The following is a 26,856-nucleotide window of genomic DNA, read 5'->3' as shown; positions in this document are numbered from 1 at the left end:
CAGACGCTAGGGAGCGCCGGTGACCCGAAGGCCCCGCGAGGGTGAACGGAGGGTGAACGAGACCGGTCGACTTGGTGCCGCCCCGTGGCGGGGGTCACACCTCAGTCGTCGCTGACCTTGTAGCCCAGGCCGCGGACGGTGACCAGGCGGGTCGGGTTGGCGGGGTCCGTCTCGATCTTCGCGCGGATCCGCTTGACGTGGACGTCCAGCGTCTTGGTGTCCCCGACGTAGTCCGATCCCCACACCCGGTCGATCAGCTGCCCGCGGGTCAGCACCCGGCCCGCGTTGCGCAGCAGCACCTCGAGCAGCTCGAACTCCTTGAGCGGGAACGCGGTCGGCTCGCCGTCCACCTCGACGACGTGGCGGTCCGGGTCGAGGCGGACGTTGCCGACCTCGATCACCGCGTCGTCGGCCTCGACGGGCTCGACGTGCCGACGCAGCACGGCACGGATGCGGGCGAGCAGCTCCCGCGAGGAGTACGGCTTGGTGACGTAGTCGTCCGCCCCGATCTCCAGGCCGACGACCTTGTCGATCTCGCTGTCCTTCGCGGTGAGCATGATCACCGGGACCTGGCTGTGGGTGCGCAGCGCGCGGCACACGTCGGTGCCGCTCATGCCGGGGAGCATGAGGTCGAGCAGGACCAGGTCGGCACCGCCGCGGTCGAACTCGGCGAGCGCGTCCGGCCCGGTCGCCGCGAGCGAGACGTCGAAGCCCTCCTTGCGCAGCAGGTAGGCCAGCGGTTCGCGGTAGGACTCCTCGTCCTCGACCACGAGGATGCGGGTCATCGGCGGGTTCTCCCCTCGGTGGTGTGCGACTCGCGGGCGGACGTCCTGCCAGTCGGCGCTGCGGTCGGGTCGGCGGTCGGGTCCGGGGTCGACCCGTCGGTCGGCGCTGCGTTCGACGGCCCCGCCGACGCCGCCGGCCGGCCGGCCCCCAGGTGGTCGATCACATGCTCCGGCGGCTGCTCGCCGACGAGCGGGAGGCGCACCGTGAACGTCGAACCCTTCCCGGGCTCGGACCAGACCGAGACGTCCCCACCGTGGTCGCCGACGACGTGCTTGACGATGCTGAGGCCGAGACCCGTGCCGCCGGTGTCCCGGGAGCGGGCCGGGTCCACCCGGTAGAACCGCTCGAACAGCCGGGGCAGGTCGTCCGCCGCGATCCCGATGCCCTGGTCGACCACCGCGATCTCGACCGCACCCCCTCGCTCGGTGACCCCGACCCCGATCCTGGTGCCCGGCTCGGAGTAGGAGACGGCGTTGTCGAGCAGGTTGCGCAGCGCGGTGACCAGCAGGTCCGCGACACCCCAGACCCGCAGGCCGCGGTCACCACCGACGTCCAGCTCGATCTCCTTGGCGACCGCGCCGGTCCGCGCACGGTCCACGGCCTCGGCGACGACGTCGTCGACCGACACCGGGCCGGCGTCGGTGAGGGTGTCGGACACCTGGAGACGGGACAGCTCGAGGATCTCCTGCACGAGGGCCGAGAGCCGGGCCGCCTCGGTCTGGATGCGGCCGGAGAACCGGCGCACGGCCTCGGGGTCGTCCGCGGCCTGCTCGACCGTCTCCGCGAGCAGCGACATCGCGCCGATCGGCGTCTTGAGCTCGTGGGACACGTTCACCACGAAGTCGCGGCGGACCTGCTCGACCCGCCGCGCCTCGGTGTGGTCGTCGGCGAGCAGCAGCACCAGGCTCTGGCCCAGCGGCGCGACCCGGACCTGCAGCAACCGGGTGGCCTGGCCGAACCGGCCGCGGGGCAGCTCCAGCTCGGCGTCCCGGGTCTCGCCGTCCGCGACGACGTCCTCGACCACGGTGCGCACCGGACCGGGCGCGATCCGGTCGCCCGCCAGCAGACCGAACGAGTGGGCCTCGGCGCTCGCGCGCACGACCGTCCCGTCGCGTCGGAGCACGACGGTCGCGGAGCGCAGCAGGGCGAGCACACCGGCGGCGGCGTCGTCCAGCTCCGGTGGCGGAGCCGGCTCCGCAGTCAGCTGCTCGCGCTCGCTGCGTCGGAACGCCATGGCTGCCACGACACCGACGACGACGCCGAGCAGGCCGGCGGCCAGCAGCTCCAGTCCCAGGCCCACCCGACCAGCGTACGGTTGCCACAGGGGCACGCGGCGCGTCCCCGCGCGAACGTACGCCTGGCGGCGGAAGGATGTTCATCTGGTCGTGGTGATCCGTTCACCCGGGCCTGCGACCGTGGCGCGACGACCGGAAGGGATCACATGCGGGACATCTTCACCGCCGAGCTCACAGCACTCGGCGAGGACCTCATCGCGATGAGCCGCCTCGTCGAGACCGCCATCTCCTCGGCCGGCACGGCGCTGCTCACCGGAGACCTGGCCCTGGCCGAGAGCGTGATCGCCGACGACCACACCATCGACGCGATGGAACGCGACCTCGACGAGCGCTGCGTGATGATGATCGCGCAGCAGCAGCCCGTCGCACGCGACCTGCGGATCATCATCGCCGGGCTGCGGATGAGCGCCTCGCTCGAGCGGATGGGCGACCTCGCGCGGCACATCGCCCAGATCGCGCGGCTGCGCTACCCCGGCGCCGCCCTGCCGGACTCGATCCGGCCGACGTTCGTCGGGATGCACCACGCAGCGGTCGAGGTTGCCCGCAAGGTCACGACCGTGATCGACACCCTGGACGTCGACCTCGCGGCCGAGCTCGAGTCCGACGACGACGAGCTCGACGCGTTGCTCACCGAGACCTTCGCGGCGACCGCCGCGGAGCCCGCGACGATGACCCCGCAGCAGGTGGTGGACGTCACGCTCTGCGCCCGGTACTTCGAGCGGTTCGGCGACCACGGGGTCTCGGTGGCCGAGCGCGTGGTCTACCTGGTCACCGGTGAGGTGGCCGACCACCACAGCGCGCATTGAGCCGCACGACCTCAGACGCCGAACGGCCCCGGTCCGCAGGAGGGATCGGGGCCGTTCGGTCGTTCGCGGGTGGGGTCAGCGACCCTGGTTGGCCACCGCCTTGATGGCCTCCTCGGCCGCGGCCGGGTCGAGGTAGGTGCCACCCTTGGTCACCGGCTTGAGGGTCTCCTCGTCGAGCTCGTACAGCAGCGGGATGCCGGTCGGGATGTTCAGACCCGCGATGTCGGCGTCGCTGATGTCGTCGAGGTACTTCACGATCGCGCGCAGCGAGTTGCCGTGCGCGGCGACCAGGACGGTCTTGCCGGCCTCGAGGTCCGGCACGATGTCGCTGTGCCAGTAGGGCAGCGCGCGCTCGAGCACGTCCTTGAGGCACTCGGTGAGCACCTCCGGGGCGTCCGCGTAGCGGGGATCGGCGTCCTGGGAGAACTCCGAGCCGGGCTCGATCGCGGGCGGCGGGACGTCGTACGAGCGGCGCCAGAGCATGAACTGCTCCTCGCCGAACTCGTCGAGCGTCTGCTTCTTGTTCTTGCCCTGCAGCGCGCCGTAGTGCCGCTCGTTGAGCCGCCAGCTGCGCTTGACCGGGATCCAGTGCCGGTCGGCCGAGTCCAGCGACAGGTTCGCCGTGGTGATCGCCCGCCGCAGGAGCGAGGTGTGCACGACGTCCGGCAGCACGCCGGCGTCGGTGAGCAGGGTCCCGCCGCGGGTGGCCTCCTCGACGCCCTTCGCGGACAGGGGCACGTCCACCCAACCGGTGAACAGGTTCTTCGCGTTCCACTCGCTCTCGCCGTGGCGGAGCAGCACCAAGGAGTAGGTCATGGGGCCATCCTGCCTCATCGCCCGACGGCCGCCCGCGGGACCTGCGGCCTGCGGTCGTGTGCCGCGAGGTCGTAGACGGCGACCATCTCGTCGGCCGCGGTGTCCCAGCCCATCCGCGCCGCGCGACGCCACGCCCCGGCGCCGAGCGCGGCCCGGCGATCGGGGTCGTCGAGCAGGTCGCCGAGCGCTGCCGCCCACAGGCGAGAGTCGTGGCCACGGACCAGGACGCCGGACACGCCGTCGGCGACGACCGTCCGCAGCCCACCGACGCCGGTCGCGACGACCGGCGTCGCGCACGCCTGGGCCTCGGCCGCGACGAGGCCGAACGACTCCGACCGGGACGGCATGGCGACCACGTCGGCGGCCCGCATCCAGTGCGCGAGCTCGTCCTGCGGACGCGCCGGCTCGAGCCGCAGGCGGTCCCCCACCCCGAGCTCACGCGCATGCCGCGCGAGCTCGTCGACCGCCCCCGGGTGCCCGCTCGGCCCGCCGACCACGACCAGCCGGGGCACCGTCCTGCCCTGCGCACGCAGCTCGGCGAGCGCGGCGACCAGCACGTCCGGGGACTTCAGCGGCTGGACCCGGCCGGCGAACAGCACGACCGGCTCGGCGGGGTCGAGGCCCAGGGTCGCCCGCGTCCGGCGGCGGGCTGCGGCGCTCGCGTCGGCGTCCTGCGGGTCCGCGCCGGGGCGGAACGTGCTCAGGTCGACGCCGGGCGCGACGACGTGCACCCGGTCGGGCCGGGCTCCGTAGAGGTCCACGAGGTCGGCCCGCTCCTCCGCGGTGCTCGCGACCAGGGCGTCGGCCGCCGCCACGACCTGCTCCTCGCCGACGACGCGCGCCTCCGGCTCGAGCCGGTCACCGGGCGGGAGCGTGGCGTTCTTCACCTTCGCGAGGGTGTGCATGGTGTGCACGAGCGGGACACCCCAGGCCGGCGCCAGCGCGCGGCCGACCTGCCCGGAGAGCCAGTAGTGCGAGTGGAGCACGTCGAACGGTGCGGCGCCGCGCCCGCCCGCGGCCCGCGTCGCCCCGTCGGCGAACGCGAGCAGCACCGCCGGAAGGTCGTCCTTGTCCAGTTCTCCGTACGGACCCGCGGCGACGTGCCGCACCAGCACGCCCGGTACGAGCTCGACCGTGCCCGGCTGGTCCGCGGACACCGCGCGGGTGAAGACCTCGACCTCGTCGCCGCGGGCGGCCAACGCGCGGGAGAGCCCTGCGACGTAGACGTTCATGCCGCCCGCGTCGCCGGTCCCGGGCTGGTCCAGCGGCGAGGTGTGCACCGAGAGCATCGCGACGCGGCGGCCCATCACGCCCCCTCTCCTCGGCAGACCGACGACCATTGTCGGCCCCCGTCCGCGCAGGTGCGCGACCGACGCGGACGCCGCGGGCCCCGACCGGGGTGTCCGGTCGGGGCCCGCGTGGCCGACGTGGGTGGCGGTCAGCCGAGGGTGACGGGGGTGCCGCCCGAGTGGGCCGACCTGGTCGCGGCGTCGGCGAGGGCGAGCGCCTCGCGCCCGTCCCACAGCGACGGCGACGGCGCCTTGCCGGCCTCGATCGACGTGATGAAGTGGTCGAGCTCGGCCGCGTACGCCTCGGTGTACCGCTCGAGGAAGAAGTTCAGGTACGGACCCGACGCACCCGAGACCTCCGCACCGAAGAACTGCACGCGGGTCGCGGTGTGGTTCTCCGCGCGCAGCGAACCCCGCGGGCCGAACGCCTCGACCCGCTGGTCGTACCCGGTGGCGCAGTGCCGCGAGTTGATGATCGTCGCGACGCCGCCGTTCGCGCCGCGCAGCGTGAGCACCGCGCCGTCGAAGTCGCCGATCTCCTTGATGTCCTCGGCGAAGTTCTGCCCGACCGCGGTCACCTCGACGATGTCGCCGAGCAGGAAGCGCGCCATGTCGAGGTCGTGGATCGTCATGTCCCGGAAGATGCCGCCGGAGTTCGTCAGGTACTGGGCCGGCGGCGCGGCCGGGTCGCGGCTGATGATGGTCAGCTGCTCGACCTCACCGATCTCGCCGGCGTCGATCCGCGCCCGGACCTCGGCGAAGCCGGGGTCGAAGCGACGGTTGAAGCCCAGCATCACGCGGTCGGCACGGTCGCCCACGGCCGCGACGCACTCGTCGGCGCGCGCCAGGTCGAGGTCGACCGGCTTCTCGGCGAGCACGGCCTTGCCGGCCTCGACCGCCGCGATGATCTGGTCGACGTGGAACGGGGTCGGCGAGCCGACGATCACCGCGTCGACGTCCGACGCGAAGACGTCGGCCACATCGGTGGTCGACGCGGCGCCGTAGCCCGCCGCGAGACGCGCGGCCGCGTCCCCGACCGGGTCGGCGACGAGGGCGAGCTCGCCGGCCGGGTGCCCTGCGACGGCACGCGCGTGCACGCCGCCGATCCGCCCTGCACCGATGATCGCGAACTTGAGCATGTGGGTGTCCTTTCGTGGACTCGAGGGGTTGGTGCGGCGTGGCAGTCGGCCGCGGCCGCCGGGTTCGTGGGTCAGCCGCCGAGCTCGGACTCGATGCGCTCGCGCATCGCGGTGTGGATCTGGTCGGCGCGTTCGTGCCAGCCGAACACGCACACCGACACGACGCCGTCGAAGGAGATGTCGCGCAGGGTCTGGAACACGGTGTCGAACGGGACGTCGCCCAGGCCGATCTCGTTGTGCTGGTGCACCCGGGCGTCCACGCCCGGTGGGTTGATGATGTACCGGTTGCCGTCGTTGGCCTTGTGGTTGAACGCGTTCGCCATGTGCACCTCCCACAGCTTGGGCGCGCTGGAGGTGATCATCCGCGCGACGTCACCGACGCCGTCGTCGAGGTGGAAGGTGTGCGGGCAGCAGTACTCGTACCCGATCCAGTCCAGGTCCGTCCCGCGCACGATCGAGTACGCGTCGTCGTGGCGTTCGACGAAGTCGTACGGGTGCGGCTCCATCGTCAACCGGATCCCGTACTTCTCGAACGTCGGCGCGAGCTCACCGATCGACTTGTACCACTGGTACTCGCACTCCACCGGGGTGTTCGGGTCGCCGGAGAACTCGCTCGCGATCTGCCGCACGTCCAGCGCGTCGGCGATCTCCAGCAGCCGGCGGAACGCCCCCACCTGCGCCTGACGCTCGGCCTCGTCGGTGCTCGACCAGTTGTACACCGGGTTCAGCGTGCGGATCCGCACCCCGGAGGCGGCCTGGGCCTGGTTCAGCTCGGCGATCAGGTCCTTGTCCGCCTTCGGGTACCGCTTCCAGAAGTGCACCTCGGCGTTCGGCGACATCTCGATGAACCGGTACCCGAGCTCGGCCGCCTTGAACAACGTCCGCGACACCGGCATCGCCGGGTAGTACATGTTCGGGTCCAGGGCCAGATCGCCCAGGGCACGCCCCTTCGATTCGGCGTAGCGACGAGGCCGGGGCCGGCGCCCCCTGGGGGCGCCGGCCCGTCCTGCCTCAGGCGTACAGCGCGGGCTTGGCCATCAGCTGGACCTCGACCCAGCCCTCGCCGTCGCTCTCGAGCGACGCGACCCCTGCGTCGCAGACCACGGCAGCGGCGTAGCCGTCCCACGAGGACGACCCGGTGTGCTCGCCCTTGGCGACCGCGTTGATCCACTGCTGGAGCTCGGTGTTGAACGCCAGGTGGAACCGCTGGTTGTGATCCATCGTCATCCGGTTCCGGGCGCCCTGGGCGTCCCGGCGGGAGATGACGTTCTGGTCGGCCAGCTCGACCGTGCCGGACTCGAGCACGAGCTCGCACCGGATGTCGTACGCGTACTGGATGTTGACGAAGACCTCGTCGTCGATCAGCACACCGGACTCGGTCTGCATCACCATGACCAGCGGGTCCTGCAGGTGCGGGAACCGGTTGGTGGTCTTCTTCGGCTTGTCGACCCGGACCTTGACGATCTCCTCACCGAGCAGCCACCGCATGGTGTCGATCTCGTGGATCGCGGTGTCGTTGATCGCCATGTCCGCGGTGTACGACTCCGGCACGGTGGGGTTGCGGTGCCGGTTGTGCACCAGGATCGCCTCGCCGAGCTCACGCGCGTCGAGGACCTCCTTCATCTCGTTGTACGAGCGGTCGAAGCGCCGCATGAACCCCACCGTGACGAGCTTCCTGCCCGCCGCCTGCTCGGCCGCCATCACCCGGACCGCCGCGTCGGCGGTCTTGGTGAGCGGCTTCTCGCAGAACACCGGCTTGCCTGCCTCGATCGTCTTGATCAGATCGGCCTCGTGGAACTGACCGCCGCTGGTGATCATCACGGCGTCGACGTCCGCGGCGCCGATCAGCTCGTCCGTGGAGGCGTACACCGCCGCGCCGAGCGGTCCGGCGACCGCGGCGGCATTGGCGGCGTCCACGTCGAACACCGCGACCACCTGGCCACCGGCCAGCTCGTTGACGATCCGGTCGATGTGGGCCTTGCCCATCCCTCCCGGGCCGATGATGCCGATGCGAACGGTCATGGTCGATCTCCCTTGATCGAGGCTGATCAGATCTCAGAGCAGGCCGAGACCGACCGACGCCAGGTACTGGCGGGTCATCACGGCGTTGGGCAGCGGCAGGCGCGGGTCGCAGGGGTACAGGTCCTGCTCGCACACGACGTACATGTCCTTGTCCAGGTCGGCGAGCGCGTCGACCAGCTCCTGCATGTCGGGCGCACCGGCCGGCGGACGCACCGAGGCGCCGGCAGCGACGGCCTTGACGAACGGCCAGTCCTCGTCGTGGGCCTGCTTGGTGATGTCCTCGTCGAACGCCTTGATGTGCACGTACGCGATCCGCTCGGGGTACTTCTTGATCATCTCGATCGGGTCGCCGCCGCCGTAGACGATGTGGCCGGTGTCCAGGCACAGGTTGACGTAGGTCGGGTCGGTCGCGGCGAAGATCTTGTCGATGTCCTCGGGGGTCTCGATGTGCGAGTCGCCGTGCGGGTGCAGCGCCATCTTGAGGCCGTACTCGTCGAGCAGGATCTGCCCGAGCCGGTTGGCGTTGTCCACGTAGGCCTTCCAGTTGTCCCCGGTCAGCACGCGCTCGTCGGTGAAGTCGCCGGTGTGCTCGTCGCGGAACATCGGGGGCAGGTGGACGATGTACTCCGCGCCGACGGCGGCGTGGGTCTCGGCGACCTGGCGGAAGAAGGCCTCGGTCTCGGCCCACACCTCGGGCTTGTGCAGGATGCCCCACCCGGTGCCGGCGACCACCTTGAAGCCGAACTCGTCCATCACCTTCTGGAGCTCCTTGGGGTCCTTCGGGAAGTACCCGAACGGCCCGGTCTCCATCAGCTCGAAGCCCGCCTCGGCCATCTCGGCCAGTGCGGTCCGCCACGGGATCTGCTGCGGGTCCTCCGGGAACCAGACGCCCCACTGGTCCGGGCAGACCCCGATCGCCAGCTTCGAGTACCGAGGATCGGTGTTGCGCGCCTTGCTCATGTGTTCCTCTTCCCTGGGTGGTGTGAGCGTGCGGGCACTCCCGGCCGGGGCTCACCTTCCTGGCCGGGTGCACTGAGACAGGTGGTTGCCGACGCAGCGCCGAGGCGCGGGCCGCTGCCCGTCCTCGGGTGGCGCAGAAGCGCGAGAGCCACGTCGTCCTCGACTCCCCCCGGGTCCCACGCTGGACCCGGACTCGGCCGCCTCCCGGCGGCCGGATGGCCGCCGGACCCGGGCGCTCGGTCGGGTGTCGCACGCGCCGCCCCGGGTTCGTGCTCATCGTTATCCGCGACCGCATGGGCTGTCAAGAATATGTCTGGACATACGTTCGTCTGCGTTCGAGGAAGCGGCGAGAACGGCGGGACGGGACCCGGGTCGCGGGGCCTTGGTCCCACCGACCGGCCGGGCCCCCGACGTCCTCAGGCGGATGGTGCGGGCCCCACCGAGCCGCGCACCACGAGCCGCGGTGGGACGAGCTCGAGACCGCCCGCCCGCGACGCCACGCCGTCGCCGTCACCCTCGCCCCGAGCGCCGACCGGGCTGCCGGCCCCGCGGGCGACGAGCAGCGCGCGGGCGGCCCGTTCGCCGATCTCCCGCGACGCGAGGTCCACGCTCGCCAGGTCGATGTGCCGCAACCCGGCGAGGTGGGTGTTGTCGTACCCGATCACGGACAGGTCGTCGGGCACCGACAGCCCGAGGTCGCGCGCGGCGGACATCGCGCCGAGCGCCGTCATGTCGTTGTAGCAGACCACCGCCGTCGGCCGCGGGCTCGAGCCGAGCAGCCGGATCGCGGCGCGGTACCCGCCGTCCTCGGTGGGTTCGTCGACCTCGACCGCGACGTGCTCGTCGAGGCCGACGGCGCTCATCGACCGGCGATAGGCGTCCAGCCGGATCCGGCCGACCGTGGTCGAGGTGACGCCGACCGCGGCGATCCGACGGTGCCCGAGGGCCACGAGGTGCTCGACCGCCAAGCGGTCCCCGACCGCGTCGTCCGCGGCGACGGTCAGGACGCCGGGCAGGTCGAGGTCGCGGTTGCCGAGCACCACGGTGGGCAGCGCACGGGCCACCTCCTCGATCGCCCGCGACGGCTGCAGCGAGCCGACCAGCACGATCCCGTCCGCGCGCATCTCGAGCATGCTGCGCACGAACGTCTCGCCGCCGGCGACGTCCAGTCGGTGGTCGGCGAGCAGCACCTGCAGGCCCGCGCGGCCGAGCACGCTCTGCAGGCCCTCGAGCGCGCCGAGGTACCACGGGTTGCGCAGGTCGTCCACGAGGACGCCGACCGCGCGCGCCCGCGACTCGGACAGCGCCCGGGCCGCGGCGTGCGGCCGGTAGCCGAGCTCCTCGATCGCTGCGAGCACCGCGGCCCGGCGTTCGGGGCTGACGTGCGGCGAGTCGCGCAGCACGAGGGAGACCAGGGACTTCGACACCCCGGCCCGCTCGGCGACCGTGCGGATCGTCGGTCCAGGCACCGCCCCTCCCTCCGTACGACGGCCTTGACACTACCGCCTCCGGCCTCTAGTTTGGACGATCGATGGACCGGTCCACAAGCGATCGGTCGGCATCGACCCACCTCGCTCACCGTCGCGCCCGGAAGGGATCCCGTGCACAGGTTCGCCCTCGTCGGCGCCGGCTTCATCGGCGCGGTCCACGCGCGCTCCCTCGCCGCGCACCCCGGCGTCGAGCTGCGGACCGTCGCGGACCCCGACCTCGCCCGGGCGCGCGCGCTGGCCGCCGGCACCGGCGCCGCGGCCACGGCCGACGTGGCGACCGTCTTCGCCGACCCCCAGGTCGACGCCGTCCTGATCGCGTCCTCGACCGACACCCACGCCGCCGTGCTGCACGCCGCCGCGCGCGCGGACAAGGCCGTGCTGTGCGAGAAGCCGATCGACCTGTCGCTGGCCACCGCCGAGCGCGCGGTCGACGCCGTGCGGGCCTCGGGCATCCCGGCCATGGTCGACTTCAACCGACGGTTCGACGCCAACCACCGTGCGCTGCACGACGCGGTCCGCGCCGGCGAGGTCGGCGCCGTGGAGCTCGTCCAGATGACCAGCCGCGGACCGTCGCTTCCCCCGCTGTCCTACCTCGCGGTCTCCGGCGGCCAGCTGCGCGACCAGACGGTGCACTTCTTCGACCTGCTGCGCTGGATCACCGGGCTCGAGCCGGTCGAGGTCTACGTCGCCGGGGCAGCGCTCGCGGACCCGGCGGTCGCCGACGTCCCCGACGTCGACACGTCGGTCGCGACCCTGCGCCTGAGCAACGGCGCCCTGTGCCAGATCGACTCCGCACGCCGGACCGCCTACGGCTACGACGAGCGGATCGAGGTGGCCGGCTCCGCAGGCATGGTCGAGTCCGGCCGCGTCCGGACCGGCGCCGTGTCCCGGTACACGACCGGCACCGTGACGAGCACCGGCATCGACACCGGCTGGTTCGAACGGATGGCCGCGACGTACCCCGCGGCGCTCGACGCGTTCGTGTCGGCCCTCGACGCGGGCGTCGCACCCGAGCCGTCGCTCGAGGACGGGCTGATCGCGCAGCGCGTCGCCGAGGCCGCCACCGAGTCCCTGCGCACCGGGCGACCGGTCCGCATCGAGCACTGACCCGTCCGCGAGGAGGACCCATGCGCATCGCCCTCGTCGGCGCCGGCCAGATCGGCGCGGCCCACGCGCGCCGCCTGGTCGCGCTCGACGCCGTGACCGAGCTCCTGGTGGCCGACGGCGACCCCGACCGCGCGGCGGCCCTCGCCGCCATCAGCCCGAAGGCCACTCACGTCTCGGCCGACGACGCGTTCGGCGCGGGCGTCGACGGCGTGGTGATCACTGCGAACACGTCCGCCCACGCTCCGCTGCTGCACCGCGCGCTCGACGCGGGTGTCGCGGTGTTCACCGAGAAGCCGATCGCGCTCGACGTGCCCACGACGCGCGCGGTCGTCGAGCACGCCGCCGCCCGCCCCGACGTGCCCGTGCAGATCGGCTTCCAGCGCCGGTTCGACGCCGGCTACCTCGCCGCACGGGACGCGTACCGGAGCGGGTCGCTGGGGTTCGTGCACACCGTGCACGCGACCACGTACGACGTGTCTCCCCCGCCCGCGGCCTACATCCCGACCTCGGGCGGGCTGTTCAAGGACTGCTCGATCCACGACGTCGATGCGATCGCATGGCTCACCGGGCGGCAGGCCGTCTCGGTCTGGGGCACCGGCTCGAACATGGGCGCGGACTTCTTCCGCGACGGCGGCGACGTGGACACCTGCAACGCGCTGATCACCTACGACGACGAGATGACCGCGCTGGTCTCCGCGACGCGCTACCACGGCTCGGGTCACGACGTCCGCCTCGAGCTGCACGGGTCGGCCGACTCCCGGTTCGTGGGGCTCGACGACCGCGCGCCGCTGGTCACCGCCGAGGACCCGGCCGCCCTGTCCTGGACCCCGGCCGAGCCCTACCAGACCTACCACCAGCGCTTCGAGGCCGCGTACCGGGCCGAGCTCGCCACGTTCGTGGACGTCGCGGCCGGTCGGGCCCCGAGCCCGTGCACGCCGGCCGAGGCGCTCGAGGCGCTGTACGTCGCCGAGGCGTGCGGCATCTCGATGCGCGAGCACCGCCCCGTCACCATCGCCGAGATCCGCGAGAGCTGAAGGAGTCCCCATGACACGCATCGGCGTCGGCCTCATCTCGGCCGGCTGGATGGGCACCGTGCACTCGCGCGGCTACCTCGCGGTAGGTGACAAGTACCCCGAGCTCGGCGTCTCGCCCGAGCTCGTCGTGGTCGCCGACACGGTCGAGGCCAACTCCCAGCGGCTGGTCGACCGGCTCGGCTACACCCGCAGCACCACCGACTACCGCGAGGTGCTCGCCGACCCCGCCGTCGACGTCGTCTCGATCGCCGCCCCGAACTTCCTGCACAAGGAGTTCGCCCTGGCCGCGGCCGCCGCCGGCAAGCCGTTCTGGATCGAGAAGCCGATGGGCGCCGGCCTGGCGGACTCGCGCGCGATCGCCGCGGCGGTCGACGCCGCCGAGCTGGTGACCGCAGTGGGGTTCAACTACCGGCACGCCCCGGCCGTCCACCACCTGCGCGAGCTCGTCCGCAGCGGACGGCTCGGCCGGGTCACCAACGTGCGGGTCCGGCTCGACGCCGACTACTCGGCGGACCCGACCGGGCCGCGCACCTGGCGGTTCGTCAAGGCCCAGGCCGGCAGCGGGGTCCTCGGCGACCTGCTCAGCCACGGCTTCGACCTCGCCCAGTACGTGCTCGCCGACCCCGTGACCGAGGTCTCGGCGATCACCGCGACGTTCATCCCGGAGCGTCCCGAGGTGGCCGTCGGCGGCGTCGGCCACCAGGTCCGGGCCGCCGCGGGCGCACCGATGCTTCCGGTCGAGAACGAGGACTGGGCCGCGGTCCACACCCGCTTCGCGTCGGGCACCGTCGGCACCTTCGAGTCGTCGCGGGTCGCGGTCGGGCCGCGGTGCGAGTACTCGATCGCGGTCTACGGCACCCGCGGCTCGGCGGTCTGGGACTTCGAGCGGATGAACGAGCTCGCCGTCTGCCTCGGCGACGAGGGCCGGTACGGCTACACGCGCGTGCTCACCGACCCGTCGATGGGTGCCTTCGGGCGCTTCCAGGTGGGCGCCGGGATGGGGCTCAGCTTCGACGACCTCAAGGTGATCGAGGCCGCGCTGTTCCTGGAGTCGGTGCTGACCGGCGAGCAGAAGGCCCCCTCGGTGGCCGACGGCCTCGCCGCCGCCGAGGTCGCGCACGCGGCCGAGGAGTCCGCGGCCGACGGCTCGTGGCGCGACGTGCCCGCGCCGACCGGGCGGACCACCTTCGCGAGCTGAGCCACGCACACGTCGAGGGCCCCGGACCGCGACGGTCCGGGGGCCACGACGCGGGCGGGGCGGGTGCGGCCAGCCCCCCCCCGCCCGCCCCCCCCCCCCCCCCGGCCCCGGCCCCCCCCCCCGCGGCCGGGCCGGCTCCGGCACGCCCACCACCGGCGCCCGGATGCGGACGGGGCCCCGCCGAGCTCGGCAGGGCCCCGTCGCGCCGAGCCGGCTATCTGTTCTTGCGCTCGTCGATGATGATCGCGACGACGATGATCAGACCCTTGACGACCTGCTGCCAGAACGGCGAGACGTTCAGCAGGTCCAGGCCGTTGTTGATCGAGCCGATGATCAGAGCACCGACGACCGAGCCCCAGATGGTGCCGATGCCGCCGGCGAAGCTCGTGCCACCGATGACGGTCGCGGCGATGACGTCGAGCTCGAGGCCCGTGCCCAGCGTCGGGTTGCCGGAACCGATCCGGGCCGAGAGCACCAGGCCCGCGAGGCCGGCGAGGGTGCCGATGAACACGTAGATGCCGAGCTTGACCCGGTCGATGTTGATGCCGGAGACCCGTGCCGCCTGCTCGTTGCCGCCGATCGCATAGGTGTAGCGGCCGAAGCGGGTCCGGTTGAGCATGACCGAGGCGATCAGCACGACGATCGCGAACAGCAGGATCGGGACCGGGACGCCGAGCAGCGAGCCCTGGCCGATCCAGTTGTAGCCGTCCTTGAGGGTCGAGATCGGGCGACCGTTGGAGAAGATGTAGGCGGCGCCACGACCTGCGGTCATCATGCCGAGGGTCGCGATGAACGGCGCGATCTTGAACTTGGTGATCAAGAATCCGTTCACGAAGCCTGCCCCGGCACCCACCGCGAGGCCGGCCAGGACGGCGACGATCACGGGGACGTCGAGACCGGGGAACTTGATCACCGCGGCGTCGGCGGTCTGGGCCAGGCTCGCGCCGACGACCGCCGACATCGCCACGATCGAGCCGACCGACAGGTCGATGCCGAGCGTGATGATGACGAAGACCATGCCGGCCGCGATGATGCCGATCGCGGAGACCTGGCGGATCACGTTGATCAGGTTCTGCGTCTTGATGAAGGCGCCGTCGGTCAGGATCGTCAGCAGGATGACCAGGCCGATCAGGATCAGGACGATCAGGTACTTCTTGGCGAAGGCGCCCAGGTTGAACCGCGCAGCGGTCGAGCTCGGAGCCTCAGCCGGGGCATTGGTGGTGGTGGACATCAGTTTCCCTCTCAGGCCGCGGCTTCGGTGCCGGTGGCGAGTTGCATGATCTTGTCCTGCGTGGCCTCGGCGCGGGGCACCTCGCCAGTGACCTCGCCCTCGTGCATGACCAGGACCCGGTCGCTCATCCCGAGGATCTCCGGCATCTCGGAGGAGACCATCAAGATCGCCTTGCCCTCCTTGGCCATGGTCGAGATGAGCCGGTGGATCTCCGACTTCGCGCCGACGTCGATACCCCGCGTCGGCTCGTCGATCATCAGGATGTCGGGCAGGGTCAGCAGCCAGCGCGAGACGAGCACCTTCTGCTGGTTGCCGCCGGACAGGTTCTTGATCAGCTGGTCCAGGCTCGGAGTCTTGATCGCGAGCGCCTTGCGCTGCTCCTCCGCGGCCTCCTCCAGGCGCTTGGCGTCGACGAAGCCGCCCGGGCTGTAGCGACGCAGCGCGGCGGCGAGCATGTTGTCCCGCACCGAGAGCACGCCCATGATCCCGGTCGCGCGCCGATCCTCGGTCAGCAGGGCCATCCCGGCGTTGATCGCGTCCTTCGGCTGCTTGATCTGCACGGGCTTCCCGTCGACCAGGATCTCGCCCGACTCGGCCCGGTGGACCCCGAAGATCGTCTCCAGCACCTCGGTGCGACCGGCGCCGACCAGCCCGGCCAGGCCGAGGATCTCGCCGCGACGCAGCGTGAACGACACGTCCTTGACCAGCCGGCCACGGTTGAGGTTCTTCACCTCCAGGAGCACCTCGCCGATCTCGGCGTGCTCCTTGGGGAACATCTGGGTCAGCTCGCGACCGACCATCGCGGTGATCAGCGACTGCTGGGTCATCTCCGCGGTGGACTGGGTCAGCACCCACTGCCCGTCCCGGAAGATCGTGACCTCGTCGGCGATCTGGAAGATCTCGTCCATCTTGTGGCTGATGTAGATGATCGCGGTCCCGCGGTCCCGCAGCCGGCGGATCATCGCGAACAGCAGGTCGACCTCACGCTCGGTGATCGCCGAGGTGGGCTCGTCCATGATGATCACCTTGGCGTCGTAGGAGATCGCCTTCGCGATCTCCACGAGCTGCATGCTGGCGACCGTCAGGGCCTTCATCTGCATGCCCGGGTTCAGCGGGATGTTCCACTCGTCGAACAGCTCCTGCGCCATGCGGCGCATCAGGGCCTTGTCGACCAGCTTGAACCGGTTGAGCGGCTCGCGACCGAGGTAGATGTTCTCGGCCACGGTCATCTCGGGCACCGGGGACAGCTCCTGGTGGATCATCGAGATCCCCAGGTTCAGGCCGCCCTTGGTGTCGTGGACCTCGACCTCACGGCCTTCGAGCGTCACCGTGCCGGAGTCCTTCTGGTACATCCCGATCAGGACCTTCATCAGCGTGGACTTGCCTGCGCCGTTCTCGCCCATCAGCGCGTGCACGGTGCCCGCACGCACATCCAGCTTCACGTCGTCCAGCGCGACCACACCGGGGAAGGTCTTCGTGATGTTCGCCATCCGGAGGATGAACTCGTCTGCCATGACGCCTCACGTCTTCGTTCTGGCGCACGACAGGACATCAGGCCATGTCGTGCGGGTACAGGAGGACACTGCTCCCGGCAGCGGGGCCGGGGCAAGTGCCGCGGGTCATGGGCGTCGTGCGCCCACGCCGAGGGGCCGTCGGCCCCGGGGGGAAGCTCCCCGGGGGAGGGACATGAGCCCCTCCCCCGGGGTCGTGCTCACTGGAAGTCGGCCATGTTGTCCGGCGTCACCAGCTGGTAGGGGATGTCGACGTAGTCGTCGACGATCCCGCCACCGATGAGGGTCATGGCGGCATCGACGCCGCCCGCGCCCTGACCGGCCGCGTCCTGGAAGACCGTCACCGAGAGCTCGCCGGCCTCCATCGAGGCGAGAGCGTCGGAGGTCGCGTCCACGCCGCCGACCAGGATGCCGTCCGCACCGAGCGAGATGCCGGCGGCCTTGATCGCGTTGATCGCACCGAGCGCCATCTCGTCGTTGTTCGCGCAGACGACCTTGATGTCGTCACCGGACTGGATCCAGTTCTCCATGATGTTCTGGCCCTCTTCGCGGTACCAGTTGCCGGCCTGCTCCTTGGTGACGGTCATGCCGGGGTTCTCGTCCACGACGTCCTTGCAGCCCTGGGTGCGCTGCACGGCGGCCTCGTTGGCCGGGTCACCGATCAGGATGACGACGTTGCCCTCGCCACCGGCCATCTCCGCGAGCGCCTGCATCTCGACCGTGCCCGCGTAGAGCGAGTCGGAGCCGACGTAGGGCACACCGGCCGGCAGGTCGGACGGCTTGCGGTTCACGTACACCAGCGGGACGCCGGCGTCCTGCGCGGCCTGCGTCATCGGGCCGGCCGCGTCGGTGTCGACCGGGATCACGAGGATCGCGTCGACGCCCTGGGCGATGAAGTTCTCGACCTGGCCGAGCTGGGTGTCGGTCTGCTCGTCAGCCGCCACCACGTTCAGGGTCACGCCGAGCTCGTCGGCCTTGGACTGCATCGCGTCGGCGACGGTCTGCAGGAACTGGTCAAGGATCGGGAAGGTGGCGCCGATCGTGACATCGCCACCGCCCGAACCGCCGGTGGAGTCGCTCGACGACGTGTCCGAGCCTCCGCCGTCAGTGCTCGAGCAACCCACCAGCAGGAAGGCTGCTGCCGCGAACGCGGCGAGCGCCTTGAATCCACGCCTCTTGATCACCGTTGGTCCTTTCCTCTTTGAAGGGACGCGACCCGGGCCCACCGAGCTGACTCGGTACTTCGGACCCCACGAGCTCCGGCAGTCCCGGAGCCGCGCCACGCGATCGCTCGTTGCCGAGACTAGCGAACCTGTCCGGATGAGACAATGTACTGACATTAAAACGTTACCTTCTGTGACCCCACTCACATCCGGACAGGTCGACGGACCCCGCGCGACGGGTCCGGCGGGGTCCGTCGGCAGCCTGACGACCCCCGGGCAGGCCAAGGCCCGGGCCCCGCTCGTGGTCCGGGGCCCGGGCTCTGACCTGCGGTTCGACTACTTCTGGGCGTCGCCCGAGAAGTGGAACGAGACGCCGCCGGTGGTCCGCGGCCAGCGCTGGGTGATGACCTTGCCGCGGGTGTAGAACTTCACACCCTCGGGGCCGTAGATGTGCGTCTCGCCGACCAGCGACTCCTTCCAGCCACCGAAGGAGTGCCAGGCCACCGGCACCGGGATCGGCACGTTGACGCCGACCATGCCGGCCTCGACGCCCCGGGTGAAGGTCCGGGCGGCCTCGCCGGACGAGGTGAAGATCGCCGAGCCGTTGCCGAACTCGTGGCCGTTGATCAGCGCGAGGCCCTCCTCGAGGCCCGAGACCCGGATGATCTCCAGGGTCGGCCCGAACAGCTCCTCCTGGTTCACCCGCATGCCCGGGCGGACCTTGTCGATCAGGGTCGGGCCGAGCCAGTTGCCGCCCTCGTAGCCCTCGACCGTGAAGTTGCGCCCGTCGACCAGGATCTCGGCGCCTTCCTCCTCCGCAGAGGTGATCAGGCCCGTGATGCGCTCCACGGCGTCCTTGGTGATGATCGCGCCCATGTCGGCGTCGGGCGTCATGCCCTCGGCGACCTTGACGGCCTTGGCCTTCTCGACGAGCTTGGCGACCAGCTCGTCGGCGATCTCCTCCTGCACGACCGCGACCGGCAGCGCCATGCACCGCTCGCCGGCGGCACCGTAGGCGGCCGCGATGAGGTTGTTCGCCGTCGACTCGAGGTCGGCGTCGGCCAGCACCAGACCGTGGTTCTTCGCCGCGCCGAGCGCCTGGACACGCTTGCCGTGCTTGGTCCCGGTCTCGAAGATGATCTTCGCCGTGGTGGTCGCGCCGACGAACGAGATCGCGTCGATGTCCGGGTGCGTGAGCAGCCGCGAGATCACCGAGCGGTCGCCGTGCACGACGTTGAACACGCCGTCGGGCAGGCCGGCCTTCTTCCACAGCTTGGCCAGCAGCATGCCGGCGCCGGGGTCGCGGGTCGGCGGCTTGAGGATGAAGGCGTTGCCGGTCGCGATCGCCACCGGCGACATCCACAGCGGGATCATCACCGGGAAGTTGAACGGCGTGATGCCTGCGACGACGCCCACCGGCTGGCGGAACGAGTACACGTCGATCCCGGTGGCGGCCTGGTCGGAGAACTCGCCCTTGAGCAGCGTCGGGATGCTGCAGGCGAACTCGGCGACCTCGAGGCCGCGACCGACCTCACCCTTGGCGTCGGAGAACACCTTGCCGTGCTCACGGACGACGATCTCGGCGATCTCGTCGGTGTGCTCGACGAGCAGCTCGCGGAACCGGAAGAGGATCGCGGTGCGCTTGGCCAGCGACACCTGGGACCACGTCTCCGAGGCCTTCTTGGCCGAGGCGATGATCGCCTCGACGTCCTCCGGCGTGGCGTGCACGACCTCGCCGATGACCTCGCCGGTCGCGGGGTTCTCGAGCGGGGACGTCTTCTCGTAGTGGCCCTCGTAGGGCTCACCATCCATCCAGTTGGCGGTCAGGCTGGTCATTCGGGGTTCTCCTTCACTCATGGGTCGGTCTGCGGGTCGGCGGTCTCGGCCGCTCTCACAGGTAGTGGCGCTGCGCGGTCCGCGCCTCGTCGTACTCGCGCTTGGCACGCTGGGTGGACTCCAGCGTGGAGATCTCCGAGACCGGCACGTCCCACCAGCCGGTACCCGGCGGGTTCGGGCCGAGCAGGTCGGTCTCGATGTGGATGAGGGTCACCCGGTCTGCGGCGACCGCCTCGGCGTAGGCCTTGCGGAACCCGTCGACGCCCTCCGCCCGGATGACGTTCGCGCCGAGGCTCTCCGCGTTGAGCGCGAAGTCCACCGGCAGCCGGTCGCCGTCCAGCTCACCGGTCTCCGGGTTGCGCATCCGGTACTTGGTGCCGAACCGCTGCGATCCGCGGGACTCCGACAGCGCGCCGATCGACGCGAAGCCGTGGTTCTGCAGCAGGACGTAGATGACCTTGATGCCCTCGGCCACCGCGGTGAGGATCTCGGTGGGCATCATCTGCCAGCCGCCGTCACCGACGATCGCCACGACCTCGGCCTCGGGCCGGGCGAGCTTGGCCCCGATCGCGGCCGGCACCTCGTAGCCCATGCACGAGTAGCCGTACTCGAGGTGGTAGCCGACCGGGGTCTTCGCCCGCCACAGGCACTGCAGGTCGCCGGGCTGGGAGCCGGCCGCGTTGATCAGGATGTCCTCGTCGCCCATCAGCTCGTTGAGCGCGCCGAACACCTCGGTCTGCGCGGGCAGCGGCCCGTGGTCGCGGTGGTAGCAGATCTCGGTCTGCTCGGCCCAGGCCGCGACCTCGGAGGTCGCCTTCGCCTGCCACTCCTGCGGCGCGGTGTAGCCCGCGAGCGCGTCGGTGAGCGCGACCAGCGCCTCCTTGGCGTCCGCCACGACCATGGTCGCCGCGTGCTTCGCCGCGTCGAACGACGCGACGTTGACGTTGACGAAGCGCACGTCGGGGTTGCCGAACACGGTGTGGCTCGCGGTGGTGAAGTCGGTGTACCGGGTGCCGATGCCGATGATCACGTCGGCCTCGGCGGCCATCGCGTTCGCCGAGCCGGCACCCGTCGACCCGACGCCGCCGACGGCCTGCGGGTGGTCCCAGTTGATCGCGCCCTTGCCGGCCTGGGTGTCGGACACCGGGATGCCGGTCGCCGACGCGAACGCGCGCAGCTCGGCCGAGGCACCCGAGTAGATCGTGCCGCCGCCGCAGACCACGAGCGGCTTCGAGGCCGAACGGATCACCTCGACCGCACGGGCCAGCTGGGCCGGCTGCGCCGCCGGCCGCCCGATGTGCCACACCCGGTCCGCGAAGAACTCGACCGGCCAGTCGTAGGCCTCGGCCTGCACGTCCTGCGGCAGCGCCACGGTCACGGCACCGGTCTCGACCGGGTCGGTGAGGACGCGCATCGCCTGCGGGAGCGAGGCGATCAGCTGGTCGGGGCGCCAGATCCGGTCGAAGAACCGCGACACCGGCCGGAACGCGTCGTTGACGGACACGTCCGGACCGAGCGGGTACTCGAGCTGCTGGAGCACCGGGTCCGGCACCCGGTTGGCGAAGATGTCCGACGGCAGCAGCAGGACCGGGATGTGGTCGACGGTCGCGAGCGCGGCGCCGGTGATCATGTTGGTCGCGCCCGGGCCGATCGAGGAGGTCACGGCGTAGACCTGCAGCCGGTCCTTGGTGCGGGCGTACGACACCGCGGTGTGCACCATGGCCTGCTCGTTGCGGCCGAGCAGGTAGGGCAGCTCGTCCGGGCCGTGCTCGCCGAGCGCCGAGCCGGGCCCGTAGCCCGCCTCGGCCGCCTCGCGGCGCGCCTGCAGCAGTCCCTGGCCCAGGCCCGCCACGTTCCCGTGACCGAAGATGCCGAAGATGCCGGCGAACAGCTTCTGGCGCTCACCGTCCCGCTCGGTCCACTGGTGGGCCAGGAAGCGGACCACGGCCTGGCCGACGGTCAGGCGCACGGTTGCTGCGGAGTCGTTCATGTGGTGTCCCTCAGTGGGTCGGGGCGTCGTCGTCGACGCCGAGCGGGTCGGGGGTCGGGCAGGGCAGGCGCGGGTCGACCTGCTGGGTCTCCCAGGTCTGCCGCACCCAGGTGACGGCGGGGTCGTCGACGGCGAGCCAGCGCCCGTCCTCGGACGGGCCCGCCATGACGTTGAGGTAGTAGAGGTCGTAGCCCGGGGCAGCCATGCACGGGCCGTGGAAGCCGTGCGGCACCAGCGCGGTGTCGCCCGTGCGCACCTCGGCGAACACCTCGATCGGCCGCCCGGGCGTGCCGTAGGTGCGGTGGTACCCGACCCCGGGGCCGTCCGGGCCGTCCGCCACCTCGAAGTAGTAGATCTCCTCGAGCGCCCGCTCGTCCTCGCCGTGCTCGTCGTGCTTGTGCGGCGGGTAGGACGACCAGTTGCCGCCGGGCGTGACCACCTCGCAGGTCAGCAGGTGGTCCACCTCGACGTCGGTCGCGATCGTGAAGTTGTTGACCTGGCGGCTGCACGACCCGGCGCCACGCAGGTCGACCCGCACCTGCTCCTTGGGGACGTGGCGCAGCGGCAGCACCCTGCTCGCCCTCGACGTGCCGACCGCGACCCGTGCACCCGCGCCGCTGAGCGTCACGGTCGAGCCGACCGGGAGGTAGGCGAAGTCGGTGGGGCCGGCGAACACGCCGGGGCGCCCGGCGAGGTCGATCTCCGCGGCCTCCGGCCCGGTCACCGAGAGGTGGGCACCCCCGCGCAACGGCACCACGACGGCCTCGCGCCCGTCGAGCTCGACGGTCCACTCGTCCCCCGCGGCGAGCTCGCGCACCTCGAGACCGCTCCAGCCCCACCCCGCGGACTCGGGGGTCACGGCGCAGACCGCTTCCCCGGCCGCCGGGTCTCCGGCGCGGCGGACCAGACGCTCGGTGTCGCTCATCGGACCATGACTCCTTCCGGTCGGGCGCCCAGGAGCGCCACGGCACTGTCGACGGCGGCGACGACGTCGCCGTCCGGCGGGTAGAGCAGCGAGCGGCCGATCGTCAGACCGCGCACCGTGGGCAGCGCGAGCGCGGCCGCCCAGTCCGGCAGCGGCGCCCCGCCGTCGGGCACGTCGCCGCCGAGGACGAACGTGGGGAGCGTCGTCGCGGCGAGCACCCGGGCCATGTCCGGGACGAACGGGAGCTTGAGCCAGGTGAACGCGGAGGTCCTGCCGAGCCCCGAGGCGATCGCGATCGACCGGATCACGGCCTCGGCGTCGAGGACGTTGCGGACCCGGCCGTCGGACCGGGTGCTCCAGAACGGCTCGATCATCGCGACCAGGCCACGCTCGGCGAGCCCGTCGACCGCGCTCGCGCACGCCTCGAGCGTCGCGACCGACGCCGGGTCGTCCGGGTCGATGCGGAGCAGCATCTTGCCGCCGTCCAGACCCGCGGCGGCGATCCCCTTCGGGTCGTACCCGGTGAAGCGGTCGTCGAGCTCGAAGGTCGCGCCCGCGACACCGCCCCGGTTCATCGAGCCGAGCACGAGCTTGCCCTCGAGGGCCCCGAGCATGGTGAGGTCCTCGACGAGGTCCGCCGAGCCGAGGAAGCCGTGCACGCCCGGGCGCGCGAGCGCCACCCGGACCCGGCTGAGCAGGTCCCAGCGGTCGGCCATGGCCATGGCGTCGTGGCCCGCGGCGAGCGCACCCCGCGCGGGGTGGTCGGCCGCGATGATCAGCAGGCGTTCCCCGGCGGCGAGCCCCGGGAACGGCGTCCTGGCCGCGAGGCGCGCGGCGATCCGGGCCGGGTCGGTCATCCGCACCTCGGTCAGCCCGGCGCGGTCCTCGACGAAACCGGTGCCCATCACCGCACCCCCCGCTGCTGTGGTGGCATCCCCGAGGCGAGCATCGCGTCGACCTCGGCTGCGGTCGGCATGGCACCCGAGCACTCCAGGCGCGAGGCGACGATCGCGCCCGCAGCCGAGGCGTACTCGATCGTGCGACGCAGCGACCAGCCCTCGAGCAGGCCGTGGCACAGCGCGCCGCCGAACCCGTCGCCGGCACCGAGCCCGTTGACCACCTCGACCACGGTCGGCTCCACGAAGACCCGCTCCGAGCGGGTCTTGGCGAGCACGCCCCGCGGACCCTGCTTGACGACCGCGAGGTCGACGCCGTGGTCCAGGAGGGCGTCCGCGGCACGGTCCGGGTCGGTCTCGCCGACCGCGACCAGGCACTCCTCGCCGTTGCCGACCGCGACGTCGACCTGCCCGAGCACCGCGGCGACCTCGTCGTGCGCGTGCTGCTCGGAGTCCCAGAACATCGGCCGGTAGTCGAGGTCGAGCACGGTGAGCCCGCGGGTGCGCGCGGCGAGCGCGGCCAGGTGCGCCGAGCGGCTCGGCTCCGCGGACAGCCCGCTCGCGGTGAACCACAGCAGCCGGACCTCGGCGACCAGGTCGACCGGCACGTCCTGCGGCCGCAGGCGCAGGTCGGGTGCGCTCGGCGCGCGGTAGAAGCGGAGCGGGAAGGAGTCCGGCGGGAAGATCTCGCAGAAGGTCACCGGGGTGTGCAGGTCGGGCACCACGACCACGTGCGAGTCGTCGACGCCGAAGTCGCGGATGGCCTGGCGCACGAACCGGCCGAACGGGTCGTCGCCGACGCCGGTGAGGACCGCTGCCGAGTGGCCGAGACGCGCGATCGCGACCGCGACGTTGGTCGGGCTGCCGCCGAGGAACTTGCCGAACGTCTGCACGTCCTCGAGGTGGACACCGGTCTGCAGCGGGTACAGGTCGACGCCGCTGCGCCCCACGGTGAGCACCTCGGGGGTTCGGACGCCGGTCACCGCTCCTCCTGTCCGTGCGCGCTGTCCGCCGCGTCGCGGGTCGGGCCGCAGACCCGAGCGCCCGGCTCGTTCCGGGATGTCACGACGATGCACCGTGGATGGCCGTCTCGTCAAGTGTTTGTCAGGACATATCTTCATCCGGACGTGCTGTCAGTACTGCGCTATGCTCACGGATCAGGTGCGGTCCGCGACGATGCGGGCCGACACGCCTTGTTGCCGAGGGAGGCATCCGTGCCGCAGCCGTTGCGCATCGAGCTCGACCGGACCAGCCCGGTGCCGCTCTACCACCAGGTCGCCCAGGCCATCCAGGCTGCGATCGACGACGGTCGACTCGCGCCGGGCGAGCTGCTCGAGAACGAGATCTCGCTCGCCAACCGCCTCGGCATCTCCCGGCCGACCGCTCGCCAGGCCCTGCGCGAGCTGGTCGACAAGGGCCAGCTGGTCCGTAAGCGCGGCGCCGGCACGCACGTCGCCCCGGCCCGGATCCGCCGGCCGGTCGACCTCACGTCGCTGTACGACGACCTCACCAAGAGCGGTCAGAAGCCGACCACCGAGGTGCTCGAGCACACCACGGTGCCGGCCCCGGTGGACGTCGCGCACGCCCTCGACATCCCGGAGGGGACGGAGGTCGTGATGATCCGCCGCCTGCGCCGGGCCGACGGCGACCCGATCGCCCTGATGACGAACTACCTGCCGATCGCGATCGCGCCGTCCCGCGAGGACCTCGAGGCGGACGGCCTGTACGACTGCCTGCGCGGCCGGGGCGTGAAGCCGCGGATCGCGAAGCAGCGGATCGGTGCGCGCACCGCGTCGGCCGCCGAGGCCCGGATGCTCGACGAGGCGCCCCGCGCGGCGCTGCTGACCATGGAGCGCACGGCGTTCGACGAGGCCGGCGCCGCCGTGGAGTTCGGCGCCCACATCTACCGCGCGTCGCGGTACTCGTTCGAGACGACGATGTTCGCGGGCTGATCGGCACACCTGCCCTCTGCCCGACGAACCCGCCCCGCGGCCCGATCCGCGGCCGCACCGGGCGCGACTCCGCGGACCGCGTCCGGGACTTCCGTCTCGCCTCAATATTTGTCAGGACATATGCTTGACATCAAGTGCTGTCCTGCTGTGGAATCTAGTCGTGCGCACCGCAAGGGTGCGGACGGGTTCCGCCAGGGCGGGCGGCCTCGTAGATGCGCGCAGCGGAGGACTCGATGACCCAGCTCGACATGGACCGGATCGCGGTCGACACCACCACCCCCTTGGGGCGGATGACCCAGGCGTTCCCGCAGACCGCCCTGTGGAACGACTCGGCGGACCCCACCCAGCTGCGGACGTCCATCTCGTTCGGCGCGGTCGGCGCCACCTGCAACCCGGTCATCGCGCTCGCCGCGATCAAGGCCGACCTGCCCCGGTGGACCGCCCGGCTGCGCGAGCTCGCCGACGAGCACCCGACGCTCGGCGAGTCCGAGCTCGGCTGGCTCGTGGTCGAGGAGCTCTCGGTCGACGCGGCCGAGCTGCTCGCGCCGATCTTCACCGAGCACAACGGCCGCAACGGACGCCTGTCGATCCAGACCGACCCGCGCCTGCACCGCGACCCGGTCGCGCTCGCCGACCAGGCGGAGCACTTCCACCACCTCGCGCCGAACATCATCGTCAAGCTGCCCGCCACGCGCGCCGGCATCGAGGCGATCGAAGAGGTCACCTACCGCGGCGTGAGCATCAACGCGACGGTGTCCTTCACGGTCCCGCAGGTCGTCGAGGTCGGCGCGGCGGTCGAGCGCGGGCTCGCCCGGCGCGAGGCCGAGGGCCTGCCGACCGAGCAGATGGGCCCGGTCGCGACCCTGATGGGTGGCCGGCTGGACGACTGGCTCAAGCACGTCGCCGCGAAGCGCGGGCTGCTGCTGAGCCCCGGCGTGCTCGAGTGGGCCGGCGTCGCCGCGATGAAGCGCGCCTACCAGATCTTCGCCGAGCGGGGCTACCGGACGCGGGTCCTCTCGGCCGCGTTCCGCAACCACCTCCAGCTCTCCGAGCTGGTCGGCGGCGACGTGGTGATCTCCCCGCCGTTCGGGTGGCAGAAGCTCATCAACGACAACGGCCTCGACCTGCCCTCGCGGATCGACGTGCCGGTGGACCAGGCGATCCTCGACGAGATCGCGGCGCGCATCCCGGACGAGTGGACCAAGGCCTACGAGCCGGACGGCATGACGATCGACGAGTTCGCCGACTTCGGGGCGACCCGCCGCACGCTGCGTCAGTTCCTCGACGCCGACGCCCAGCTGTCCGCGCTGGTCCGCGAGATCCTCGTGCCGAACCCCGACTGACCGGCGCCCCGGCGCCCTGAGACCTCCTCGGCCCGACGGCCGCTCGTCCCCTCGGGGGCGGGCGGCC

General features: G+C 71.7%; 23 protein-coding genes. 6 read left to right on the top strand and 17 right to left on the bottom strand.

Features of this window, described 5'->3' with window-relative positions:
- Positions 1–101 precede the first annotated feature (101 nt).
- Together OEB99_RS12060 and OEB99_RS12055 are read right to left on the bottom strand one after the other, a co-directional pair.
- Positions 102–785, bottom strand: a complete 684-nt coding sequence (locus OEB99_RS12060) for a response regulator transcription factor (protein ID WP_263577512.1) — start codon at positions 783–785, stop codon at positions 102–104.
- Positions 782–2,020, bottom strand: coding sequence for a sensor histidine kinase (locus tag OEB99_RS12055; RefSeq protein WP_411910692.1), 1,239 nt, complete (start codon positions 2,018–2,020; stop codon positions 782–784). The genes OEB99_RS12060 and OEB99_RS12055 overlap by 4 nt, the downstream gene beginning before the upstream one ends.
- A 207-nt stretch (positions 2,021–2,227) precedes the next feature.
- On the opposite strand from OEB99_RS12055, the gene phoU reads away from it, so the two are divergent.
- Positions 2,228–2,887, top strand: coding sequence for a phosphate signaling complex protein PhoU (gene phoU, locus OEB99_RS12050; RefSeq protein ID WP_263577510.1), 660 nt, complete (start codon positions 2,228–2,230; stop codon positions 2,885–2,887).
- A 75-nt stretch (positions 2,888–2,962) separates the two neighbouring features.
- Here the strand turns inward: phoU and OEB99_RS12045 are convergent, their stop codons facing one another.
- From OEB99_RS12045 to OEB99_RS12015, 7 genes are all read right to left on the bottom strand, one after another.
- A complete protein-coding gene (locus OEB99_RS12045) occupies positions 2,963–3,703 on the bottom strand; it encodes a phosphoglyceromutase (RefSeq protein WP_263577509.1) in 741 nt (246 codons plus the stop codon).
- Between the two features lie 14 nt (positions 3,704–3,717).
- Positions 3,718–5,010 carry a D-inositol-3-phosphate glycosyltransferase gene (gene mshA, locus OEB99_RS12040; RefSeq protein ID WP_263577621.1) on the bottom strand — a complete coding sequence of 431 codons (1,293 nt, stop codon included), beginning with the start codon at positions 5,008–5,010 and terminating at the stop codon, positions 3,718–3,720.
- Positions 5,011–5,141: 131 nt separating this feature from the next.
- Positions 5,142–6,131, bottom strand: a complete 990-nt coding sequence (iolG, locus tag OEB99_RS12035) for an inositol 2-dehydrogenase (protein ID WP_263577508.1) — start codon at positions 6,129–6,131, stop codon at positions 5,142–5,144.
- 71 nt (positions 6,132–6,202) lie between these two features.
- Complete coding sequence (locus tag OEB99_RS12030; RefSeq protein WP_263577507.1) at positions 6,203–7,042, bottom strand: sugar phosphate isomerase/epimerase family protein; 840 nt, start codon at positions 7,040–7,042, stop codon at positions 6,203–6,205.
- 100 nt (positions 7,043–7,142) lie between these two features.
- Positions 7,143–8,153: a Gfo/Idh/MocA family oxidoreductase gene (locus OEB99_RS12025; RefSeq protein WP_263577506.1), complete on the bottom strand. Its 1,011-nt coding sequence runs from the start codon at positions 8,151–8,153 to the stop codon at positions 7,143–7,145.
- A gap of 33 nt (positions 8,154–8,186) precedes the next feature.
- On the bottom strand, positions 8,187–9,113 hold the full coding sequence (locus tag OEB99_RS12020; RefSeq protein WP_263577505.1) for a sugar phosphate isomerase/epimerase: 927 nt from the start codon (positions 9,111–9,113) through the stop codon (positions 8,187–8,189).
- Positions 9,114–9,529: 416 nt separating this feature from the next.
- A complete protein-coding gene (locus OEB99_RS12015) occupies positions 9,530–10,582 on the bottom strand; it encodes a LacI family DNA-binding transcriptional regulator (RefSeq protein ID WP_263577504.1) in 1,053 nt (350 codons plus the stop codon).
- Positions 10,583–10,714: 132 nt separating this feature from the next.
- Here OEB99_RS12015 and OEB99_RS12010 point away from each other — a divergent pair, with 132 nt between their 5' ends.
- The 3 genes from OEB99_RS12010 to OEB99_RS12000 are packed head-to-tail and all read left to right on the top strand — an operon-like array spanning position 10,715 to position 13,942.
- Complete coding sequence (locus tag OEB99_RS12010; RefSeq protein ID WP_263577503.1) at positions 10,715–11,710, top strand: Gfo/Idh/MocA family oxidoreductase; 996 nt, start codon at positions 10,715–10,717, stop codon at positions 11,708–11,710.
- A gap of 20 nt (positions 11,711–11,730) precedes the next feature.
- Positions 11,731–12,744 carry a Gfo/Idh/MocA family oxidoreductase gene (locus OEB99_RS12005; protein ID WP_263577502.1) on the top strand — a complete coding sequence of 338 codons (1,014 nt, stop codon included), beginning with the start codon at positions 11,731–11,733 and terminating at the stop codon, positions 12,742–12,744.
- A 10-nt stretch (positions 12,745–12,754) separates the two neighbouring features.
- Positions 12,755–13,942: a Gfo/Idh/MocA family protein gene (locus tag OEB99_RS12000; protein WP_263577501.1), complete on the top strand. Its 1,188-nt coding sequence runs from the start codon at positions 12,755–12,757 to the stop codon at positions 13,940–13,942.
- Positions 13,943–14,156: 214 nt separating this feature from the next.
- On the opposite strand, the gene OEB99_RS11995 is transcribed toward OEB99_RS12000, so the two are convergent.
- From OEB99_RS11995 to iolC, 8 genes are all read right to left on the bottom strand, one after another.
- The gene (locus OEB99_RS11995) at positions 14,157–15,173 is read right to left on the bottom strand and encodes an ABC transporter permease (protein WP_263577500.1); all 1,017 of its coding nucleotides are present in this window, start codon (positions 15,171–15,173) and stop codon (positions 14,157–14,159) included.
- An 11-nt stretch (positions 15,174–15,184) separates the two neighbouring features.
- A complete protein-coding gene (locus tag OEB99_RS11990) occupies positions 15,185–16,687 on the bottom strand; it encodes a sugar ABC transporter ATP-binding protein (protein WP_263577499.1) in 1,503 nt (500 codons plus the stop codon).
- A 197-nt stretch (positions 16,688–16,884) separates the two neighbouring features.
- Positions 16,885–17,868 (bottom strand): sugar ABC transporter substrate-binding protein, encoded by a 984-nt coding sequence (locus OEB99_RS11985; protein WP_263577498.1) that lies wholly within the window; start codon positions 17,866–17,868, stop codon positions 16,885–16,887.
- Positions 17,869–18,183: 315 nt separating this feature from the next.
- Entirely contained in the window at positions 18,184–19,683 is a 1,500-nt protein-coding gene (locus tag OEB99_RS11980) for a CoA-acylating methylmalonate-semialdehyde dehydrogenase (protein WP_263577497.1), read from the bottom strand.
- A 55-nt stretch (positions 19,684–19,738) separates the two neighbouring features.
- Positions 19,739–21,673 carry a 3D-(3,5/4)-trihydroxycyclohexane-1,2-dione acylhydrolase (decyclizing) gene (iolD, locus tag OEB99_RS11975; RefSeq protein ID WP_263577496.1) on the bottom strand — a complete coding sequence of 645 codons (1,935 nt, stop codon included), beginning with the start codon at positions 21,671–21,673 and terminating at the stop codon, positions 19,739–19,741.
- Positions 21,674–21,683: 10 nt separating this feature from the next.
- Positions 21,684–22,598, bottom strand: a complete 915-nt coding sequence (gene iolB / locus OEB99_RS11970; protein ID WP_263577495.1) for a 5-deoxy-glucuronate isomerase — start codon at positions 22,596–22,598, stop codon at positions 21,684–21,686.
- Entirely contained in the window at positions 22,595–23,503 is a 909-nt protein-coding gene (locus tag OEB99_RS11965; protein WP_263577494.1) for a Cgl0159 family (beta/alpha)8-fold protein, read from the bottom strand. The genes iolB and OEB99_RS11965 overlap by 4 nt, the downstream gene beginning before the upstream one ends.
- A complete protein-coding gene (gene iolC, locus OEB99_RS11960; protein ID WP_263577493.1) occupies positions 23,503–24,477 on the bottom strand; it encodes a 5-dehydro-2-deoxygluconokinase in 975 nt (324 codons plus the stop codon). Before iolC ends, OEB99_RS11965 begins: the two co-directional genes overlap by 1 nt.
- Before the next feature lie 231 nt (positions 24,478–24,708).
- Between iolC and OEB99_RS11955 the strand changes: the two genes are divergently transcribed.
- Positions 24,709–25,446 carry a GntR family transcriptional regulator gene (locus OEB99_RS11955; protein WP_263577492.1) on the top strand — a complete coding sequence of 246 codons (738 nt, stop codon included), beginning with the start codon at positions 24,709–24,711 and terminating at the stop codon, positions 25,444–25,446.
- Between the two features lie 233 nt (positions 25,447–25,679).
- A complete protein-coding gene (locus tag OEB99_RS11950; protein ID WP_263577491.1) occupies positions 25,680–26,789 on the top strand; it encodes a transaldolase family protein in 1,110 nt (369 codons plus the stop codon).
- The last annotated feature ends 67 nt before the right edge of the window (positions 26,790–26,856 follow it).

Source organism: Actinotalea endophytica, from assembly GCF_025717005.1.
Lineage (GTDB): Bacteria > Actinomycetota > Actinomycetes > Actinomycetales > Cellulomonadaceae > Actinotalea.
Note: the sequence above shows the minus strand (reverse complement) of the source record. Positions and strands in the feature narration are given on the sequence as shown.

Coding starts and splice junctions, on each gene's coding strand:
- phoU (WP_263577510.1), top strand. CDS start 2,228: ATGCGGGACATCTTCACCGCCGAGCTCACAGCACTCGGCGAGGACCTC.
- iolD (WP_263577496.1), bottom strand. CDS start 21,673: ATGAACGACTCCGCAGCAACCGTGCGCCTGACCGTCGGCCAGGCCGTG.
- mshA (WP_263577621.1), bottom strand. CDS start 5,010: ATGGGCCGCCGCGTCGCGATGCTCTCGGTGCACACCTCGCCGCTGGAC.
- OEB99_RS12000 (WP_263577501.1), top strand. CDS start 12,755: ATGACACGCATCGGCGTCGGCCTCATCTCGGCCGGCTGGATGGGCACC.
- OEB99_RS12045 (WP_263577509.1), bottom strand. CDS start 3,703: ATGACCTACTCCTTGGTGCTGCTCCGCCACGGCGAGAGCGAGTGGAAC.
- iolB (WP_263577495.1), bottom strand. CDS start 22,598: ATGAGCGACACCGAGCGTCTGGTCCGCCGCGCCGGAGACCCGGCGGCC.
- OEB99_RS12055 (WP_411910692.1), bottom strand. CDS start 2,020: ATGGCGTTCCGACGCAGCGAGCGCGAGCAGCTGACTGCGGAGCCGGCT.
- OEB99_RS12025 (WP_263577506.1), bottom strand. CDS start 8,153: ATGACCGTTCGCATCGGCATCATCGGCCCGGGAGGGATGGGCAAGGCC.
- OEB99_RS11965 (WP_263577494.1), bottom strand. CDS start 23,503: ATGGGCACCGGTTTCGTCGAGGACCGCGCCGGGCTGACCGAGGTGCGG.
- iolG (WP_263577508.1), bottom strand. CDS start 6,131: ATGCTCAAGTTCGCGATCATCGGTGCAGGGCGGATCGGCGGCGTGCAC.
- OEB99_RS11950 (WP_263577491.1), top strand. CDS start 25,680: ATGACCCAGCTCGACATGGACCGGATCGCGGTCGACACCACCACCCCC.
- OEB99_RS11990 (WP_263577499.1), bottom strand. CDS start 16,687: ATGGCAGACGAGTTCATCCTCCGGATGGCGAACATCACGAAGACCTTC.
- OEB99_RS12030 (WP_263577507.1), bottom strand. CDS start 7,042: ATGTACTACCCGGCGATGCCGGTGTCGCGGACGTTGTTCAAGGCGGCC.
- OEB99_RS11980 (WP_263577497.1), bottom strand. CDS start 19,683: ATGACCAGCCTGACCGCCAACTGGATGGATGGTGAGCCCTACGAGGGC.
- OEB99_RS11995 (WP_263577500.1), bottom strand. CDS start 15,173: ATGTCCACCACCACCAATGCCCCGGCTGAGGCTCCGAGCTCGACCGCT.
- OEB99_RS12060 (WP_263577512.1), bottom strand. CDS start 785: ATGACCCGCATCCTCGTGGTCGAGGACGAGGAGTCCTACCGCGAACCG.
- OEB99_RS12005 (WP_263577502.1), top strand. CDS start 11,731: ATGCGCATCGCCCTCGTCGGCGCCGGCCAGATCGGCGCGGCCCACGCG.
- OEB99_RS12020 (WP_263577505.1), bottom strand. CDS start 9,113: ATGAGCAAGGCGCGCAACACCGATCCTCGGTACTCGAAGCTGGCGATC.